Source organism: Catenovulum adriaticum (assembly GCF_026725475.1).
Lineage (GTDB): Bacteria > Pseudomonadota > Gammaproteobacteria > Enterobacterales > Alteromonadaceae > Catenovulum > Catenovulum adriaticum.
In genome coordinates, this window is the sequence record NZ_CP109965.1 from 1700546 (window position 1) to 1718036 (window position 17491).

General features: G+C 38.4%; 14 protein-coding genes. 8 read left to right on the forward strand and 6 right to left on the reverse strand.

Going from position 1 to position 17491, the window contains the following annotated elements:
* Positions 1–21 precede the first annotated feature (21 nt).
* The 4 genes from OLW01_RS07570 to dnaK form a co-directional block, all read right to left on the reverse strand.
* Positions 22–471 carry a hypothetical protein gene (locus OLW01_RS07570; protein ID WP_268073205.1) on the reverse strand — a complete coding sequence of 150 codons (450 nt, stop codon included), beginning with the start codon at positions 469–471 and terminating at the stop codon, positions 22–24.
* Positions 472–510: 39 nt separating this feature from the next.
* A complete protein-coding gene (locus OLW01_RS07575; RefSeq protein WP_268073206.1) occupies positions 511–1293 on the reverse strand; it encodes a M48 family metallopeptidase in 783 nt (260 codons plus the stop codon).
* 103 nt (positions 1294–1396) lie between these two features.
* Positions 1397–2530 (reverse strand): molecular chaperone DnaJ, encoded by a 1134-nt coding sequence (gene dnaJ, locus OLW01_RS07580; protein WP_268073208.1) that lies wholly within the window; start codon positions 2528–2530, stop codon positions 1397–1399.
* 141 nt (positions 2531–2671) lie between these two features.
* Positions 2672–4600 carry a molecular chaperone DnaK gene (gene dnaK, locus OLW01_RS07585; protein WP_268073210.1) on the reverse strand — a complete coding sequence of 643 codons (1929 nt, stop codon included), beginning with the start codon at positions 4598–4600 and terminating at the stop codon, positions 2672–2674.
* 309 nt (positions 4601–4909) lie between these two features.
* On the opposite strand from dnaK, the gene xthA reads away from it, so the two are divergent.
* The 8 genes from xthA (at position 4910) to OLW01_RS07625 (ending at position 12385) form a co-directional block, all read left to right on the forward strand.
* Complete coding sequence (gene xthA, locus OLW01_RS07590) at positions 4910–5719, forward strand: exodeoxyribonuclease III (RefSeq protein WP_268073212.1); 810 nt, start codon at positions 4910–4912, stop codon at positions 5717–5719.
* A 42-nt stretch (positions 5720–5761) separates the two neighbouring features.
* Entirely contained in the window at positions 5762–6400 is a 639-nt protein-coding gene (locus tag OLW01_RS07595; RefSeq protein ID WP_268073214.1) for an energy-coupling factor ABC transporter permease, read from the forward strand.
* Between the two features lie 108 nt (positions 6401–6508).
* Entirely contained in the window at positions 6509–8230 is a 1722-nt protein-coding gene (locus OLW01_RS07600; RefSeq protein WP_268073216.1) for a proline--tRNA ligase, read from the forward strand.
* Between the two features lie 141 nt (positions 8231–8371).
* Entirely contained in the window at positions 8372–9088 is a 717-nt protein-coding gene (locus tag OLW01_RS07605) for a YggS family pyridoxal phosphate-dependent enzyme (protein WP_268073218.1), read from the forward strand.
* 50 nt (positions 9089–9138) lie between these two features.
* The gene (gene proC, locus OLW01_RS07610; RefSeq protein WP_268073219.1) at positions 9139–9975 is read left to right on the forward strand and encodes a pyrroline-5-carboxylate reductase; all 837 of its coding nucleotides are present in this window, start codon (positions 9139–9141) and stop codon (positions 9973–9975) included.
* A 72-nt stretch (positions 9976–10047) separates the two neighbouring features.
* Complete coding sequence (locus OLW01_RS07615) at positions 10048–10590, forward strand: YggT family protein (protein WP_268073221.1); 543 nt, start codon at positions 10048–10050, stop codon at positions 10588–10590.
* A 169-nt stretch (positions 10591–10759) separates the two neighbouring features.
* Complete coding sequence (locus OLW01_RS07620) at positions 10760–11209, forward strand: DUF4426 domain-containing protein (protein ID WP_268073222.1); 450 nt, start codon at positions 10760–10762, stop codon at positions 11207–11209.
* Positions 11210–11461: 252 nt separating this feature from the next.
* Positions 11462–12385, forward strand: a complete 924-nt coding sequence (locus OLW01_RS07625) for a hypothetical protein (RefSeq protein WP_268073223.1) — start codon at positions 11462–11464, stop codon at positions 12383–12385.
* Between the two features lie 121 nt (positions 12386–12506).
* Here OLW01_RS07625 and OLW01_RS07630 read toward each other — a convergent pair whose 3' ends face one another.
* Together OLW01_RS07630 and OLW01_RS07635 are read right to left on the reverse strand one after the other, a co-directional pair.
* Positions 12507–13610 (reverse strand): hypothetical protein, encoded by a 1104-nt coding sequence (locus tag OLW01_RS07630; RefSeq protein WP_268073224.1) that lies wholly within the window; start codon positions 13608–13610, stop codon positions 12507–12509.
* A 108-nt stretch (positions 13611–13718) separates the two neighbouring features.
* The gene (locus OLW01_RS07635) at positions 13719–17414 is read right to left on the reverse strand and encodes a hypothetical protein (protein WP_268073225.1); all 3696 of its coding nucleotides are present in this window, start codon (positions 17412–17414) and stop codon (positions 13719–13721) included.
* Positions 17415–17491 lie beyond the last annotated feature (77 nt).

A 17491-nucleotide genomic window follows, 5' to 3' on the forward strand; every position in this document is an offset into this window, starting at 1 on the left:
TAAAGCGATCAATAATCCTGATTAATCATGATAATTTGAAGCGGTATTAATCCGAGTCGATTTTTGAGTTCGATAATACAAAACGACTTTATTATCTCGATTAAACTGAATAACTAAGTAATCAAATTTCGAGGTGTTAATTTGATATTCGAGCAAATAAAAATAGCGTTTTTGATTATCAATATAGTCTGGCGTGCCTAGCATTTTATCAATTGCCAGTCGGCCCTGACCTTTTGTTAAATGATTCTGAACTAAGTCTAAATACATCATTCGACGAGCATTAGTAGCGGAATAGTCTTGAGATGACTTAGCCCAAACAAAAGGGTTAAAGTCTACAGCTTGGTTACGATCAGATGTTACCTTAGGCGTAAAAAATTCAAACCAGATATAAAAAATAACTAAAGCAATGCCGCCTATTCCCCACGTTAACAGGCGGATTACTTTATAAGTATTAAAGGTTTTTTTAGTCATTACTTATTCGTTCAATAATAAATACCCAAACCACAAAAACTATCGGCTACAGTTAGGGCGCGAGAATTGAGCTTTAACCCCTTGGCTGCGATAACTTTCAATGTGTTTGGCAAGATTATTAATGCGCGTATCTGGCGCTGGGTGAGTAGACATAAATTCCATTGGACGCTCACCACCTAATTTGTTCATATTTTCCCACAATGCCATTGACTCTTCGGCTTTAAATCCGGCTTCAATTAAATACTTTAGGCCAATTACATCCGCTTCAGATTCATGGGTACGGCTATAAGGTAATAATACGCCAAATTGTGCACCTAAACCCAACCCTGTCATAATGGCTTGTTGATATTCACTACCTTGAGATAATAAGGATGCACCTTGCATAACAGCATTAGCAGCAGTACTTTGTGATACACGTTCACTACCATGATTAGCAATAACATGCCCTACTTCATGACCAATAATAGCGGCCAATTGGTCGGCGTTTTCTGCAACGCCGAGAATGCCTGTATAAACGCCAATTTTTCGCCCTGGTAATGCAAATGCATTAACTTGCTCACTATCGAATACAACTATCTCCCAGCCATCTTGCCAATCAGCCGGTAATGTTTTTAAGATAGGTCGAGCCACACACTGCACGTATTGGTTTAGATTTTTATTCGTTGAAACTTTTTGCTCTTCTTTCATCGCCTCAAAACTTTCTAATCCCATTTGAGCCATGGTATCTGAATCAACCAAGATAAACTGGCTTCGTCCAGTGGGTGATTTAGCACAAGCAACAACAAAGAGAAAGGTTAGTACAAACACGAGTAATTTTTTCATTTTAACATCCTGATAATTGTAAGTACTCAATGATTTATATAAAAAAAGCTACCCTAAGGTAGCTTTTTAAGTGTAGCGTTTTTAAGCGTTAATATATAGCAGATTAGTTGCGTAAGTCGTCAAAAAAACGTTTTACCCCATCAAAAAAACCTGTTTCTTTTGGTCTATGACGAGCGCTTTTACCTTCCATTTCGGTTTCAAGCTGTTGCAAAATAGCTTTTTGCGAATCAGTTAAACTAACAGGTGTTTCGACTACAACCTTACAAATTAAATCACCAATTGCACCACTACGTACAGATTTAACCCCTTTTGAGCGCATTCTAAACATGCGTCCCGTTTGCGTTTCTTCTGGTATTTTTAGCTTAACTTTGCCATCTAGAGTGGGTACTTGAATTTCCCCGCCCAATGCAGCTGTGGTAAAGCCGATAGGCACTTCGCAATACAAGTTGTTGCCATCGCGGTCAAATATATTGTGTTGGCGAACATTCACCTGAACATACAAATCACCCGCTGGGGCACCATGAGCACCGGCCTCACCTTCGCCTGATAATCTTACTCTGTCGCCAGTATCAACACCCGCTGGAATCTTAACTGATAAGGTTTTATTTTTTTGAACCCGACCCTGGCCTGAACAGTGCTTACAAGGGTCTGAAATAATTTGCCCTTGCCCATGACAAGTTGGACAAGTTTGTTGAACGGCAAAAAAACCTTGGCGCATTTGAACTTGGCCAATACCACCACAAGTTGAACAAGTCGTTGGTTTTGAACCCGGTTTAGCACCTGTACCATCACAAGGCTCACAGGCGACTGCGGTTGGTATTTGAATTTCAACGTCTTTGCCACGCACCGCATCTTCAAGCGACATATCTAAGTTATAACGTAAGTCTGAACCACGCTGAGCACGTGATTGACGACGACCTCCGCCACCTCCAAATATATCACCGAATACATCACCAAAAATATCAGAAAAATCTTGTGGCCCAGCACCACCACCGCCACCTGAGGCTTGAGGATCAACACCGGCATGACCATACTGGTCATATCGCGCACGCATATTAGGATCGCTTAAAATTTCATAAGCATCCTGAACTTCTCTAAATTTTTCTTCCATTGATTTATCACCCTTGGCTCGATCTGGGTGATATTTCATTGCTAAGCGCTTGTAAGCTTTTTTAATTTCTTTCTCACCAGCGCTTTTCTCTACGCCGAGTACTTCGTAATAATCGCGTTTGGACATATATCTTGCTCAGTTATTTTGCTCAAATTTAGGTTACTGCAAAACGGTCAAACGGGCGCAAGCACCCGTTTAGATAAAACTTAGACCGCTTGCCAGCAACACGACTGGCAAGCTTTAAGGCTAATTGCCTAATTTTGTCTATTATTTTTTATCGTCGTTCACTTCTTCAAACTCAGCGTCAACAACGTCATCTGCATTATCTGCTGATGCATTTTGCTCTGCACCTGCATTTGCACTACCACCTTCGGCTTGTGCTTTAGCTTGTGCAATTTCTACTAATTTAGCTGAAGCTTCAATTAACGCTTGAGATTTTGCTTCAATTGCTTCTTTATCAGAGCCTTTAAGTGCTTCTTCTAAATCGGCAATAGCAGCTTCAATCGCTTCTTTATCGTTTGCTGCTAACTCAGCACCCGCTTCTTCCACTTGCTTTTTAGTTGCATGAACTAAACCATCAGCTTGGTTGCGTGCTTGAACTAACTCTTCAAATTTCTTATCCGATTCAGCATTAGCTTCAGCGTCACGTACCATTTGCTCTACTTCATCATCGCTTAAGCCTGAAGAAGCTTTAATGGTAATTTTTTGTTCTGTCCCTGTATCTTTATCTTTTGCAGATACGTGTAAGATACCATCCGCATCAATATCAAATGTTACTTCAATTTGCGGCACACCACGTGGGGCTGGGCGAATACCTTCAAGGTTGAATTGACCTAAAGATTTATTTGCACTAGCTTGCTTGCGCTCACCTTGAATAACATGAACCGTAACCGCTGATTGATTATCATCAGCTGTTGAGAACGTTTGCGATTTTTTCGTTGGAATCGTTGTATTTTTATCGATTACAGGTGTCATTACACCACCCATAGTTTCAATACCAAGTGATAATGGTGTAACGTCTAATAATAATACGTCTGTTACATCACCTGATAATACACCGCCTTGAACCGCTGCACCTACTGCAACCGCTTCATCTGGGTTAACATCTTTACGAGGTTCTTTACCAAAGAATTCAGTTACAGTTTTTTGTACTAGTGGCATACGTGTTTGGCCACCAACCAAGATAACATCTTGGATATCGCTTACTGATAAGTCTGCATCTTTTAAAGCCGTTTTTAATGGCTCTAACGTTGCCTTAACCATATCTTCAACTAACGACTCTAATTTAGAACGAGTCACTTTAATGTTTAAATGCTTAGGACCTGAAGCGTCAGCAGTGATATAAGGCAAGTTAACTTCTGTTTGCTGTGCTGATGACAATTCAATTTTAGCTTTTTCGGCTGATTCTTTTAAACGTTGCATCGCTAATGGATCTTTACGTAAATCAAAGCCTTGGTCAGATTTAAACTGATCAACTAAATAAGTGATTAAACGATTATCAAAATCTTCACCACCTAAGTGAGTGTCACCATTGGTTGCTAGTACTTCAAAGGTATGCTCGCCTTCAACTTCATCAATTTCAATAATTGAAATATCAAATGTACCACCACCTAAATCGTATACAGCAATGACATTGTCGCCAGACTTTTTGTCCATGCCATAGGCTAATGCAGCAGCTGTTGGTTCGTTAATAATACGTTTAACTTCTAAGCCAGCAATTCGGCCTGCATCTTTAGTGGCTTGTCGCTGAGCATCGTTGAAGTATGCCGGAACCGTAATAACAGCACCTGTAACTGTTTCACCTAAATAATCTTCCGCTGTTTTTTTCATTTTTTTCAAAACTTCAGCAGAGATTTGTGGTGGCGCCATTTTTTCGCCTTTAACTTCAACCCAAGCATCACCGTTGTCAGCTTGTGTAATAGAAAATGGCATAATATCAACGTCACGCTGAACTTCTTTATCTGTAAAGCGACGACCAATTAAACGCTTGATGGCAAATAAAGTGTTTTTTGGATTAGTAATTGCCTGGCGTTTTGCTGGTGAACCGACTAACGTTTCGCCGTCTTCTGTATACGCGATAATGGAAGGGGTTGTGCGATCACCTTCAGCGTTCTCAATAACTTTTGCGCTGTCGCCGTCTAAAACAGCAACACATGAATTGGTAGTACCTAAGTCAATACCGATGATTTTACCCATCTGGAAAATCTCCGAACTAATAATTTAACAACAAACACTCAAATTAATATTGAGTATGAAACTTGAACTTTTAATGGGGTTATTCTATTGGAATTTCAACCCTGCATTAAAAAAATTAACTGATTAAGCGCTTTGCATAATAAGCGTTGATTCCTATGTATGATTAGTTTCCGGCTTTTCAATAGTAAAACGAAAAAAAGTCTAAAATAATTACTGATGCATGACGATCGCGGCTATATATATTGCGAAATCAAATTCAAACTCATACACTTGCGACATGACTAAAATGCTTTAGATAATTTTAAATTTATGAAAATTGTATCTTTTAATATAAATGGCTTACGTGCCCGCCTTCATCAATTAGAAGCATTAATTGAGAAACACAGCCCCGACGTTATTGGTTTACAAGAAATTAAAGTTCATGATGATGCGTTTCCATTAGCGGCAATCGAAGAGATGGGTTATCACGTTGAGTTTCATGGCCAAAAAGCCCATTACGGCGTGGCGCTAATGTCAAAAAAAGCGCCTACCTTTATCCAAAAAGGCTTTAAAACAGATGGCGATGATGCACAGCGCCGAATGATAATAGCAACCTATGAAGATGAAAATGGTGCCCCTGTTACTGTATTCAATGGCTATTTCCCACAAGGTGAAAATCGCGATCACCCAATTAAATTTCCGGCAAAAAACAAGTTTTATAAAGATTTAAATAATGAGTTAAATCAACACTATAAACCCGATCAAGCCATTGCTATTATTGGCGACGTTAATATTTCACATACTGATTTAGATATTGGAATAGGCGATCATAACGCCAAGCGTTGGTTACGAACCGGAAAATGTTCATTTTTGCCTGAAGAGCGCGAATGGTTAAACACATTACTAGCTTGGGGATTTGTTGATACGTTTAGACAATTACACCCAACAGAAGATAAAAAATATAGCTGGTTTGATTATCGCTCAAAAGGCTTTGACGACAACCGAGGGCTTCGTATAGATTTAATCATAGCAACGCAGCCATTAGCACAGCGAACTATAGAAAGTGATGTAGACTATGAACTACGTGGGATAGAGAAACCATCAGATCACGCGCCAATCTGGACTACGTTTAAAGCCTAAGGTTAGGCTTTAAACTTACAATGCTAATTAATAGGTAATCTTGTGTTGTTTTTATTTAGTTTTATCGCTTTTGCACTCATTATTTATCTTTCTTTTGATAAAGCTACGCTTGCTTTATTGCTAAAACAACGGCAAAAACAACACTTGTTTTTTGGCTATACAGCCCTGCTATTTTTTTTATGGTCAATTCAAGCATCTGTTTATCCAGGCTTAAATGTTCACTTTTTATGGTTAACCGCTTGTACCCTATATTTAGGCCCTAGACTGGCTTTGTTTTCGGGTTTGTTTGCTCTAATCGGCAATTTTATATACTTATCAGAAGACTGGCTATGGTTTGCAATCCATTTTATTAGTGGCGTATTTGTACCTGTCATGGTGAGCTATCTAATATATGTACTGAGCTATCATAAGCTACCCCGCCACTTTTTTGTTTACATTTTTGTTTGTAGTTTTTTTGCTGGTGCAGCCGCAATTGGCTGTAAAATGTTGATCTTATCTGGCTTTTACGCTATTTCCGGTTTGTACGAATGGCAAGTTATATTTGATAACTATCTAATTTTATTAGTTTTATTGGCTTTTCCTGAAGCTATGTTAAATGGCATGTCAATGTCGATCGGCATTATTTATTTACCGAACTGGGTACGTACTTTTTACGACGAAGAATATTTAGATAAAAAATAAGCCTAGCAAAAGGCAGTCTCAGCATTGATAGCCGGTATTTAACTGCTACAATGCGCCAAATAAAAAATACCTTTAATTTAACCATTAACGTTACGGAATTTTGCTGCAATGCGCACTACTCAATATCTGTTATCTACCTTAAAAGAAACACCATCTGATGCTGAAGTCATCAGCCACCAGCTTATGCTTAGAGCAGGCATGATTCGAAAACTCGCATCAGGTTTATATACTTGGCTACCATCTGGTTTAAAAGTCCTTAGAAAAGTTGAAAATATTGTTCGTGAAGAAATGGACAAAGCTGGCGCTATCGAAGTGCTCATGCCTGTTGTTCAGCCTGCCGATTTATGGGAAGAGTCTGGCCGTTGGGAAAAATTTGGGCCTGAGTTACTGCGCATAAAAGACAGACATGAACGCCCATTTTTATTGGGCCCAACTCACGAAGAAGTGATTACCGAGCTAGTGCGTAAAGAAATTAATAGTTACAAACAACTCCCTATCAATTTATATCAAGTGCAAACTAAATTTCGTGACGAAGTTCGCCCTCGTTTTGGCGTAATGCGCGCACGTGAATTTACCATGAAAGATGGTTATTCATTCCATTTATCAGACGAATGCTTACAGCAAACTTACGATAAAATGCATCAAGCTTACTGTAATATTTTTGATCGCTTGGGCTTAGAATATCGTCCTGTGTTAGCCGATACTGGCTCAATCGGTGGTAGCATGTCACACGAATTTCATGTGTTAGCTGAATCAGGCGAAGACGCAATTGTATTTAGTGATGGGAGTGATTATGCGGCCAATATTGAAAAAGCAGAAGCGTTAGCACCTAGTGGCGAACGAGCCAATGCCACTCAAAATGTTGAAAAAGTAGCGACTCCAGATACCCATTCAATTGAAGCCGTTTCAGCATTACTGAATGTCGAGGCAGCTCAAACGATCAAAACTTTATTGGTTCAAGCCTGCGATGAAGATGGTGAAGCTAACGGTGTGGTGGCGCTTGTACTGCGCGGCGATCATGAATTAAATGAAGTTAAAGCTGAAAAGTTATCTCAAGTATTTGCACCTTTAACCTTCGCTAACGAAACACAAATTAACGCGGCTGCCAATTGCGATGCAGGCTCAATCGGCCCGGTTGGTTTAACTGTACCTGTTATTGTAGATAAAAGCGCAGCACACCTTGCTGATTTTGTTTGTGGTGCAAACGAAAATGGCTTCCATTTAACGGGCGTAAACTGGGATCGAGATATAACTGATTATCAAGTTAACGATATCCGTAACGTAGTAGAAGGTGATCCCAGTCCTTGCGGCCAAGGCAAACTGATGATCAAACGTGGTATCGAAGTGGGCCATATTTTCCAATTAGGCACCAAATACAGTGAAGCCATGAAAGCTGGCGTATTAACCGAATCAGGCAAGCATCAAACCTTAACCATGGGCTGTTATGGCGTTGGGGTTTCGCGTATTGTTGCAGCCGCAATTGAACAAAACCATGACAAATTCGGTATTAAATGGCCTGCTAACATAGCACCATTTCAAGTTTGTGTGCTACCAATGAATATGCATAAATCTCATCGAATTCCTGACGTGGCAAATAAATTATATAGCGATTTACAAAATGCAGGCATTGACGTTTTGTTCGATGATCGTAAGGAGCGTCCTGGGGTCATGTTTGCTGATATGGAGCTAATTGGTTTACCTCACGTTATTGTCATTGGTGAGCGTAATTTAGACGAAGGTTTAGTGGAATACAAAAATCGTCGTACAGGTGAAAAACAAACGATTAAAATAGATGAAGCCATTGCGTTTATACAGTCGCAATTAAGCTAATTAACGGTTTTTCAGTGATAAAAGGGTTAGCATTTAATTTATGCTAGCCCCTCTTTAAATAAATCACGCTTAATTTTAAACTGGCACTTCGACAAATTTCAATTTAACGCGGCTTAACTTTAGGGTAAACAATCATAAACTATGTCTGAGATCACCCATAATCTGCAAACCATTAAAGCTCAAATTGAGCAATTCAATGCACAAACACCTCAACAGACTCAATTATTAGCAGTTAGTAAAACCAAACCATTAAGCGCAGTTATAGAAGCTTATGCCGCTGGTCAGCGTTTATTTGGCGAAAACTATGTACAAGAAGCGGTTGAAAAAATTCAGCAACTTAACAATCAGAGCCAATACGACACTCGCTATGATGAAATCGAGTGGCATTTTATCGGTCCAATTCAATCTAATAAAACCAAACTCATTGCTGAACATTTTGATTGGGTGCAAAGTGTCGACAGACTCAAAGTGGCTCAGCGATTAAACGACCAAAGACCTGATGCATCAGCAAAATTAAATGTCTGTTTGCAAATTAATATCTCTGAAGAAGATAACAAATCAGGTGCAAACAAAACTCAGATGTTTGAGTTAGCCAAGCTGGTCAGCCAATTACCTAATTTAACTTTACGTGGCATTATGTGCATTCCACAAAAAACAGCCGACCAAACATTACAAAAACGCCAATTACAGCAAATGCAGCAATTGTTTTTATCGCTTAAAGCGCAATACCCAAATGTGGATACGCTTTCCATGGGAATGACAAACGATATGCAGTTAGCCATTGAAAACGGCAGTACTATGGTGCGCATTGGCACAGCTATCTTCGGTGAAAGAGCCACTAAAAGAGCCACTAGATAACGGTAAGCAAACACTAAAATACAATTAACCCAATAGATAAAGAAGGTCATATGCAAGACAAACAAACAGAGTTTAAAAAAGTTGCCTTTATTGGCGCAGGCAACATGACCGCCAGCATCATTTCAGGCATGGTAAAAAATGGGTATCCAAGTGACTTTATTTTTGCCAGTAATCCATCTACCGAAAAGTTAGATGCACTAAACGCAAAACACAATATTAATATCAGTCAAGATAACTCCGCCGTAGCAAAACAAGCAGATATTATAATTCTGGCGGTGAAACCTCAGTTAATGGCCGATATGTTGTCACAGCTGAGCTTAACTGAGGCAGAAAAAACCTCTAAATTATTTATTTCAATTGCGGCAGGCTTACCAGTATCACGTTTGCTCGAATTGTTAAACGCGCCTTGTCGTTTAATTCGAACAATGCCCAACACACCAAGTTTATTAGGTTTAGGCATGACGGGCTTATTTGCACCGCAAAATGTGACAACGTCTGATAAAGAGTATGCCAACCAAATAATGTCAGCGGTGGGTAAAACCGTATGGGTTGAAGACGAATCTGGAATTGATCACATTATTGCACTGGCCGGCAGCGCACCCGCTTACTTTTTCTTGTTTATGGAAGGCATGATTAAAGAAGCCGTCGAGTTAGGTTTTGATGAAAAAGAAGCCAAAGCAATTGTTCAGCAAGTGGCTCTAGGGTCGGCAGAAATGGTGAAACAAAATGATGTGGACATTGCAACTTTGCGAGCACAAGTGACTTCTAAAGGCGGAACAACAGCCTGTGCGCTTGAAAGCTTTAACCAGTCGGATTTAACAGGTATTATTAAAAAAGCGATGCAAGCAGCCATTAGCCGATCACAAGAAATGGCTAAATTATTTTAACCCGCTTTATTAGAAAACTATTTATTTAGATGACTAACATAAGCTCTAAAAACTGAATTTACGGATATATTTATGAATGCAATGCACTTTTTAATTGGAATAGTGTTCGATTTATTATTAATGGTAGTTGTTTTGCGATTTTGGATGCAAGCGGCCGGTGCAGATTTTTATAACCCGCTTTGTCAATTTGTCGTCAAGGCAACTAACCCTTTGCTTGTGCCCTTTCAAGCTATTTTGCCCGCAAAAGGTAAATGGAACATAGCGGCTTTAGTATTAGCACTAGTTGTCGCAGCGGCAAAATATGTTGTATTAAGTTTAGTGGTTGGGCTGGGGCCACTTAACCCTGTCGCGCTCTCTATCGCTGCTTTAATGGCGGTAATCAAAGAGTTTTTAAATCTCGCATTTTGGATTTTGATAATCCGCGCAATTTTAAGTTGGTTTAGCCAAGGCAACAATCCAGCCGAGTATATATTATTTCAATTAACCGAACCTTTCTTGCGTCCAATTCGCAATATTTTACCACCTATGGGCGGTTTAGATTTATCGGTATTGATTGCCATTATTGCAATTCAATTTATCAATTTATTAATTGCGGATGTATTTGGTCGTTTTTAATACTTAAATTCAAGATAGGAAAAAATGAATCGTCATCAACTGACTGGCGATTCATTTAAAATGCTAATACGCAGCTTATACGAAATGTATTTACAAAAAAGTTAACTAAACTTTATCCCAAGCTGCTTAATTTAATTTATCTATTTTATATCTTACTAAAGCGATTATTATGAACTCTTATTTAATAAAATTATTGGCTTTATGTTTTTGTTTGTTAAACATAAATAGCTACGCACAAAATACAGATCATCAAACTAATATTAAAAATTGGGAAATTCATCATATTGCGTTTCCATCTACTTTTATTCAAGCCAATGTAGCTAAAGCGGTCGGAGTTGAGCGCCGTAATAATAATGGCTTAATTAATATCAGTATTTTAGATAAAGATAAAAAACCTAAACAACCGCTAAAACTTAAATTAGAAGGCTACGCCAAAAATTTAGTTGGACAAAGAAAAGAGCTGAATTTTAAAGAAGTAGATGAAGGCAATGCTGTTTATTATTTAGCTGAAGTTCGCCATGCCAATGAAGAAACATTTCGCTTTTATGTCACGTTAACCGATCCAAAAACAGGACGAGTTGAAGAAATTAAATTTATGCAAAAAATGTGGGTTGATTAAGTTTATCTCGCTTTCTCGCCATCGTTATCCGCATAATTTAGTATGAATGATTAACAGAAAGCGATATTATTTACGTTTACCTGCTATTATCACCAAAAACCCCTCACTTTTACCCTTTTTCATCAAATTCCGTTCAATCCCCGTAAAAATTGGCAATATTCTGACTTTGTTATATTATGTGAACTGTGCCTCATTTTTGGTACAACATTTACCCCTTCGTTGCATGGAAAATTAAATTCAGCAGGCAGTACAATGGATAAAAAAACAAAAATAGCCGTCATGATGGCCGCTTCTTTAGCATCAACCTCCGCTTTCTCAGCAGAAAAAAAGATAAAATCTTTCAGTGATATTGAGCTGGGCTTAGAAACCATAAATTATTCTGAAAAATTAAATAATTTAGCTGGCTACGGTCAGCTTAAACAAGATATCAATGTATATAATATCACCACTCGAAATTCAGCCTACGTGGCGATTAATGATGAATATGGCTTATATTTAGATGGTTTTGCGTCGCTTGCGCCCAGTGTACAAACCGAAACCTGGTCTTTAGGTGAATTTGGTGATATCCAGCAAAATGATTTTAAGATTAACCATAACGAGTTAGCTTTTAGGCTAAGCTATAAATGGACTGAACAACACCGAATTATTTCCGGCTTTCGTTTAAGCTCGCTAAGCTTTATTCGTTCACATTTTGAATTTGAACAACCCGGAGCCGATGAATTCAATGCTCAATTAGCTGCAGATGGCATGGACCCATTTGTATTGCCAAATGGCGATATTTCTGACAGATATAAATCGAACGTTGCAATATCTGAAATCCAAGACGAATTAATCGCGTTGTTTGGCTACCGCTATGAACCTAATGAATTACCAAATCGAGGTGACTGGACTTGGTATACAGGTATTGAAGCAGGTATTCCTATTTATAGTATCACCCAAAACACCACAATTCAGGGTGAAACTTTAAATGAATTTTTTGGCGGTTACAGTTTAATCGGTAAACTGGGGTTACGGTATCAGCTTTTTGATAATTTAGGTTTATTAGCTACTTTTACTAGTTACTACAAATATCGAGATGTGGTGACAGAAGACAAAGGTAACGGAAATAGTGTTAGTGTGCCTGAGGTTAATTTTTACAATAATGCATTCACTCTTGGTTTGCGTTGGTCATATTAATCAATCTAATAATTTAAAAATACAAGCTAATAATACTGGTTAATTAACTGGTATTATTAGCTTAGCATCTCTCTTTTTTGCTTATCTTAAAGCTTACCTTAAAATCAGCGAAGGCTTATAATCACCACTGATAATAAAATGCGGCGGCTAGTTTAAACTGTTTAGCTTGTTTCACATCCAGTTTATCTAGCGCTAAATTCAATTTTAAATAAGGTACTTGTAGTCCAATTTGCCCAACGGCATTTAACACATCAAAAGCTAATTGATACTTAATTTGCTGGCCTTGTTTATATCCACCTAACCATAAACGTTGATGGCCAGCAAAACGTTCAGCGTGAGCACTTAACCAGAGTTGACCAGAAGCGGGCGTGTTATAATCTAATTTTAATTCATATCGAGTATTTAATTTCAAACTTGTATCAGATTCTGTCTCAACACCACTAAACAATGGCCCTATACTATTTAATCCGAGTTCAGGTCGATAGGTATTATTGGTGTCTAACACCCCTGAACTAAAACCGGTATTTTTAAATTCAAGACGGCTTAATAAATCATATCCATTAGCAGATAAGTACAAATTATCGCCCCACTGGTAGTTAAATTTAACCGTTAGGCTGATGCCTTTGCCATCTTGCCGCCAATGATCATATGGACGCTTTAGTAAATTTTGCTCAGTATAGTATTCACCAAAAGTAACTCTGCCTAAAAAATCGCCTTGTTGATTTACCTCAACCGTTCCGTTTAACTGACTCTCTCGCATTTTATCTAACTGATAATAAGAAACAATGGGTAATAACTGCCAATTTTCAGCCCAGTATTGATAACCAACTGAAACAAACTCTGCCTCCATTTGCTCAAGCTCAATATCAAGTTGGTAAGTTTTTTCAATTGAAAACGGTTTATCGAGTTTGTCTTGATACAACGCCAGTACTGAATCTGGGCTAGCATTAGCAATTAAGTCTAATCGCTTACCTAAGCTAAAATACCAATGTTTTGCTTGGTATTGAATTCCTAAAGAGTTTGTAGAATAGGCCAGGTCTGAATGACTGCTTGGCTTGCTTTTCCATTTGTCTTCTACTAATTCTTTAAGCGGTAATGCATTAGAGTATGAATTTGAGTAGGCAAACATTTCTATTTCAGTTGCATGCACTTGTGTATGCGTTAACACACAGGCATTAATCAAATTAAAAATAAAAACGCCCTTTAACCAATAGTGATTATTCAAAATAGACTGCTCATTGCTTTTAGATATATAAAAAGTGATAACAGATATAAAAATGCCAGCATTATTCGCTGGCATTTAGCTTTATTATATTGAATCAATCCAATTTAATTATTGAAAATTAACAATTGAGTCATCCGAGAATTTAACAAATAACAATGAATTATCCGTTCTATAAATAACTTCACCTGCTTGCTCACCATCAGCCATAATGGCGCCTAAAACAATATCGCCGCCCTGCTCTTTTTGAGCTTCGGTAGGCTCAAAAATATCTAAGCTAACCCCAGCGCTATTACTGGCTTTAATTGAGGTGACATAACCCTCTTCATCAATATCTTTTGAATCAACCGCGAGTTTAACATCACGGATCCCTTGTTCATCCGCTAATTCATAATCAAGATCTAAGGTAAATAAACCATCTTCGATCCCGTTACGGTTACCCGATAAACGCAAGTTAACATCATAGCTATCCACCGTTACACCCAGTGCAAGCGAAGCAAATAAATCTAAATAATTAGATTCGGTTTCAAAGCCAGTATCATTCTCAGGTTCAACTAAATAAGCATCTAAAGTTTGTGATTTTTGATCTCGCAATGAAGCTATATCTAAAGTATCACTTTCAAGATGGCCTACCCCGGCTACGTGAGCCATATAATAGTTCAAACCAAAAGTATAATGTTGAGTGGCATCTATAACATCATCAATTTGCTGACCATAATACCATGCATCGGGTAGTATGCTATCAGTATAGTCAGTGGGCATATCCCAATTACACTCATCAAGTGAAGCTAAACCCAGATTGTCGTATACATGACAGTATTCTTCGGTTATCTGATACTCATCAACCAATTCATCCTGATTATTATCTACCGGCGTAATAGTTGCTCTAAAGCCATAAAAATAACGTTCACCTTCAGTATCAGCAACTCCGGATGCATGTATCAACGTATACTTTTCAGCATCAGAAATTCCACTTACTGCTTGCGTTGATGCCGTTATCGTCGATTTGTCGTTATAATCTGAATGCATAGAAACTTCGGTAAATACATAATTATTATCCGATGTTTTATCCAGCATATACTGAGTGCTATCATCCGACTGGCTAAATTCAATATCGATCTGAGTCAAATCATCATCAACTTGCACTGTGACTTCATCTTCAAATACCGAATTAAGTTGATAGCCGCTTAAACTCATATCTAAGCCCGCGGTATATTCCACTGGCTGTAACTGAACAGGGCCTAAATTGTTAATTGGAAATATAAAATACTCAGGATGATTTGCTTGCGCGCGTGAAACGATTTCAGCAAGGTTATGAGCTTCCCGTGGGTCACCAAAACTAAATAAATCTTCTGCTCGATATGAATAATCTAAGAAACTGTCAAAAGATGAAACTGTCTCTTCAAGCAAAAAGTCATTCGTCAGGCTCAAAGTATTGCCGTCGTTGTCTTTTAACAAGCCATCAGCGCCTAAATAATCATCAACATGTACTGGGATATCTTCAATATAATACACATCATACTGACTGCCATTTGGCTCTACGACTAATTGCTCAGCCCAAGCAAAGTCTTCGCCCGCTTCATCTTCAATATAAGTATATACATACCTTGGATTAGCCCCGTCTTGGGTTATAGTGGCAAATTGTTCAATTTCTGTGTTGATTTGGTTATCAGCTAAGGTGGTATTAAAAGTGGATATCCAGTTATCTGCATCACCAGAATACATCCCTGTAAATTCAGTGACCTCTGTACCATCTGGTATACTAAAGGTAATTGATTTTTGGGTAGAGTCTACTGTAACACTTGCCACATCGTTAACCGTTTTACCAAAGTTATCAAACCCTTCGGTTTCAAAATCACGCGCGTTATTAACATTAACTGTTAATGTAGCTGATACAGATTGACCTTCTAAAGATGAAAACTCACCCACTAAACTGAACATCTCAGGAATGGCAATTTCGTCTTTTTCAACATAAAATTCAGGTTCATACGAATCCCCTTCCCAGTCCCAATCTTGACGAATAACTAACTCAGTTTGTGGCACTAAGGTGCCTTTTAACTGCCCCTCAAAAGTGACGGGGTTTTCACCCCCTTGCTGAGCAAGTTGCAATGACAAGTTAACGCTAATTTCATCAATTTGTGCACTAACATCTTCTGCTGCATCAAAATCTTCACGGACTATTTTATTACTGGTTTTAACGGTAATTAAACTAGTTTCTGTGTTATTAAAGGTAAAAATAGCACCTGAACTGGTTAAGCTACCCGTCAATTGCAAACTAAATTCTTGGCCGCTGGCGTCACTTTCAAAGCCCATAATTTTCGCCGTTAAGTTTGCCATCGCACTGCCGTCAGCTTTAGCGGCGACCCTATTTTGAGCGCTTCCTGTACCAGTACCTACCAATGCGTAAGTAATATCTTCAAGGGTAAAGGTTAAGGTATTTGCATTAAAGCTAATCGAACCTGTTAAATTACCGTCTCCAAAATCACCTGCATTGTAGGTTTTATCGGTAATAGTGCCATCATCAATATCTTGACCATCTAATGCATTGATTTCAGATAGAACTAATTCAATATCTTCTAATAAAGTAAAGCTGTTTGCTTCTGCTTCAATCATGTCATTCGCATTTAGCAATAAGTTTTCATATTGCTCAACTGCAGGTACAAAACCAGAGGTTGAATCACCTTTGTCATACACGCCCAGTAATTCAGTTAATACTCTAACATCCGTCACCATAGATTTCGCTTTTTCTAATGGTGTCGCTTCTACTGGTTCATTGGTTGAGTCTGGATCAACTCGCCCATCTTCGCCAGCATTTTGCTCGTTTTCAACTTGATCGGTAATCACTTCCGTTTCTAAGCCGGTTAAGGCGCCTGTTACATCAGCATTGCCATCCACAACAGGTTTTAATTTATCACTAGATGTTTTAGCAGCCGCATCTAATACATCTTTTGTTGTTAATACAAATGAGCCACCGCCATTATCATTGTTAACCGCAATGGAGCCACCGGCAGTAATAATATCATCCGTTGCTTCAGTTAATAATTGGGCGATGTTTTTGCTTTCAGATGTCGCTTTAAATAAGGCGCTGGCAATACCCGCATTCACTAAGGCGTATTTTAATTCTGCTTTGTTATTAATGGCCGCATCAGCTACAACGTCACCATCTACACTAGCCGTGCCTTCAGAGATAAAGTTAGTTGACGTTAAAGTCGTTATATTGCCTTCTACTCCAAAAGCGTTACCAATTTTTGAATTTTGCTGTTGAATTGTTTGCGCATCCAAATTGACTAAGTCGTTTGAAATTAATTCACTGGCGATATGAGTTAAAGCAGAAACATTTAAGGTAATTTGTTCGTCGGAGTCATCGATATTTGAGGTAGATGAAAGCTTAAAATCTAGCGGCAACTGAATATCGGCACCAAACGCGATATCTCCGCATCCATCAACCGCATCACACACCATCAGGGTATTTTCATTGGCTTGCAACTCAACTTTTACCGGGCCTGAGTACTCTGGCACATTAAAGCTATAAAACCCTTTATCATCGGTAATTAAACCAGTATCGCTATCAATTTCCGCTTCTGAAATTTTCACCCAATTATTGCCAACTAGCTTATAAGGAACAACGGTAGCCTGCTTCATTGTGCCTTTGGTGACAGTACCTGAAATAATAATTTCACCACTTGAATTACCATTTCCGTTACCGTTGCCATCACCATCATTATCAGAACCGCCATCACTACCACCGCCACAAGCAGTTAAAGCCGCAATTAATGCAACCGACAAAGTTGATTTAACCAATTTCATTTTTTACCCTCACCTTTTAAAAACTACATCCAAAGGCTCACCAGCCCCTTAAATCAAAACACAGCTTTAATATACAC

Coding starts and splice junctions, on each gene's coding strand:
- OLW01_RS07570 (WP_268073205.1), bottom strand. CDS start 471: ATGACTAAAAAAACCTTTAATACTTATAAAGTAATCCGCCTGTTAACG.
- OLW01_RS07575 (WP_268073206.1), bottom strand. CDS start 1,293: ATGAAAAAATTACTCGTGTTTGTACTAACCTTTCTCTTTGTTGTTGCT.
- dnaJ (WP_268073208.1), bottom strand. CDS start 2,530: ATGTCCAAACGCGATTATTACGAAGTACTCGGCGTAGAGAAAAGCGCT.
- dnaK (WP_268073210.1), bottom strand. CDS start 4,600: ATGGGTAAAATCATCGGTATTGACTTAGGTACTACCAATTCATGTGTT.
- xthA (WP_268073212.1), top strand. CDS start 4,910: ATGAAAATTGTATCTTTTAATATAAATGGCTTACGTGCCCGCCTTCAT.
- OLW01_RS07600 (WP_268073216.1), top strand. CDS start 6,509: ATGCGCACTACTCAATATCTGTTATCTACCTTAAAAGAAACACCATCT.
- OLW01_RS07605 (WP_268073218.1), top strand. CDS start 8,372: ATGTCTGAGATCACCCATAATCTGCAAACCATTAAAGCTCAAATTGAG.
- proC (WP_268073219.1), top strand. CDS start 9,139: ATGCAAGACAAACAAACAGAGTTTAAAAAAGTTGCCTTTATTGGCGCA.
- OLW01_RS07615 (WP_268073221.1), top strand. CDS start 10,048: ATGAATGCAATGCACTTTTTAATTGGAATAGTGTTCGATTTATTATTA.
- OLW01_RS07620 (WP_268073222.1), top strand. CDS start 10,760: ATGAACTCTTATTTAATAAAATTATTGGCTTTATGTTTTTGTTTGTTA.
- OLW01_RS07625 (WP_268073223.1), top strand. CDS start 11,462: ATGGATAAAAAAACAAAAATAGCCGTCATGATGGCCGCTTCTTTAGCA.
- OLW01_RS07635 (WP_268073225.1), bottom strand. CDS start 17,414: ATGAAATTGGTTAAATCAACTTTGTCGGTTGCATTAATTGCGGCTTTA.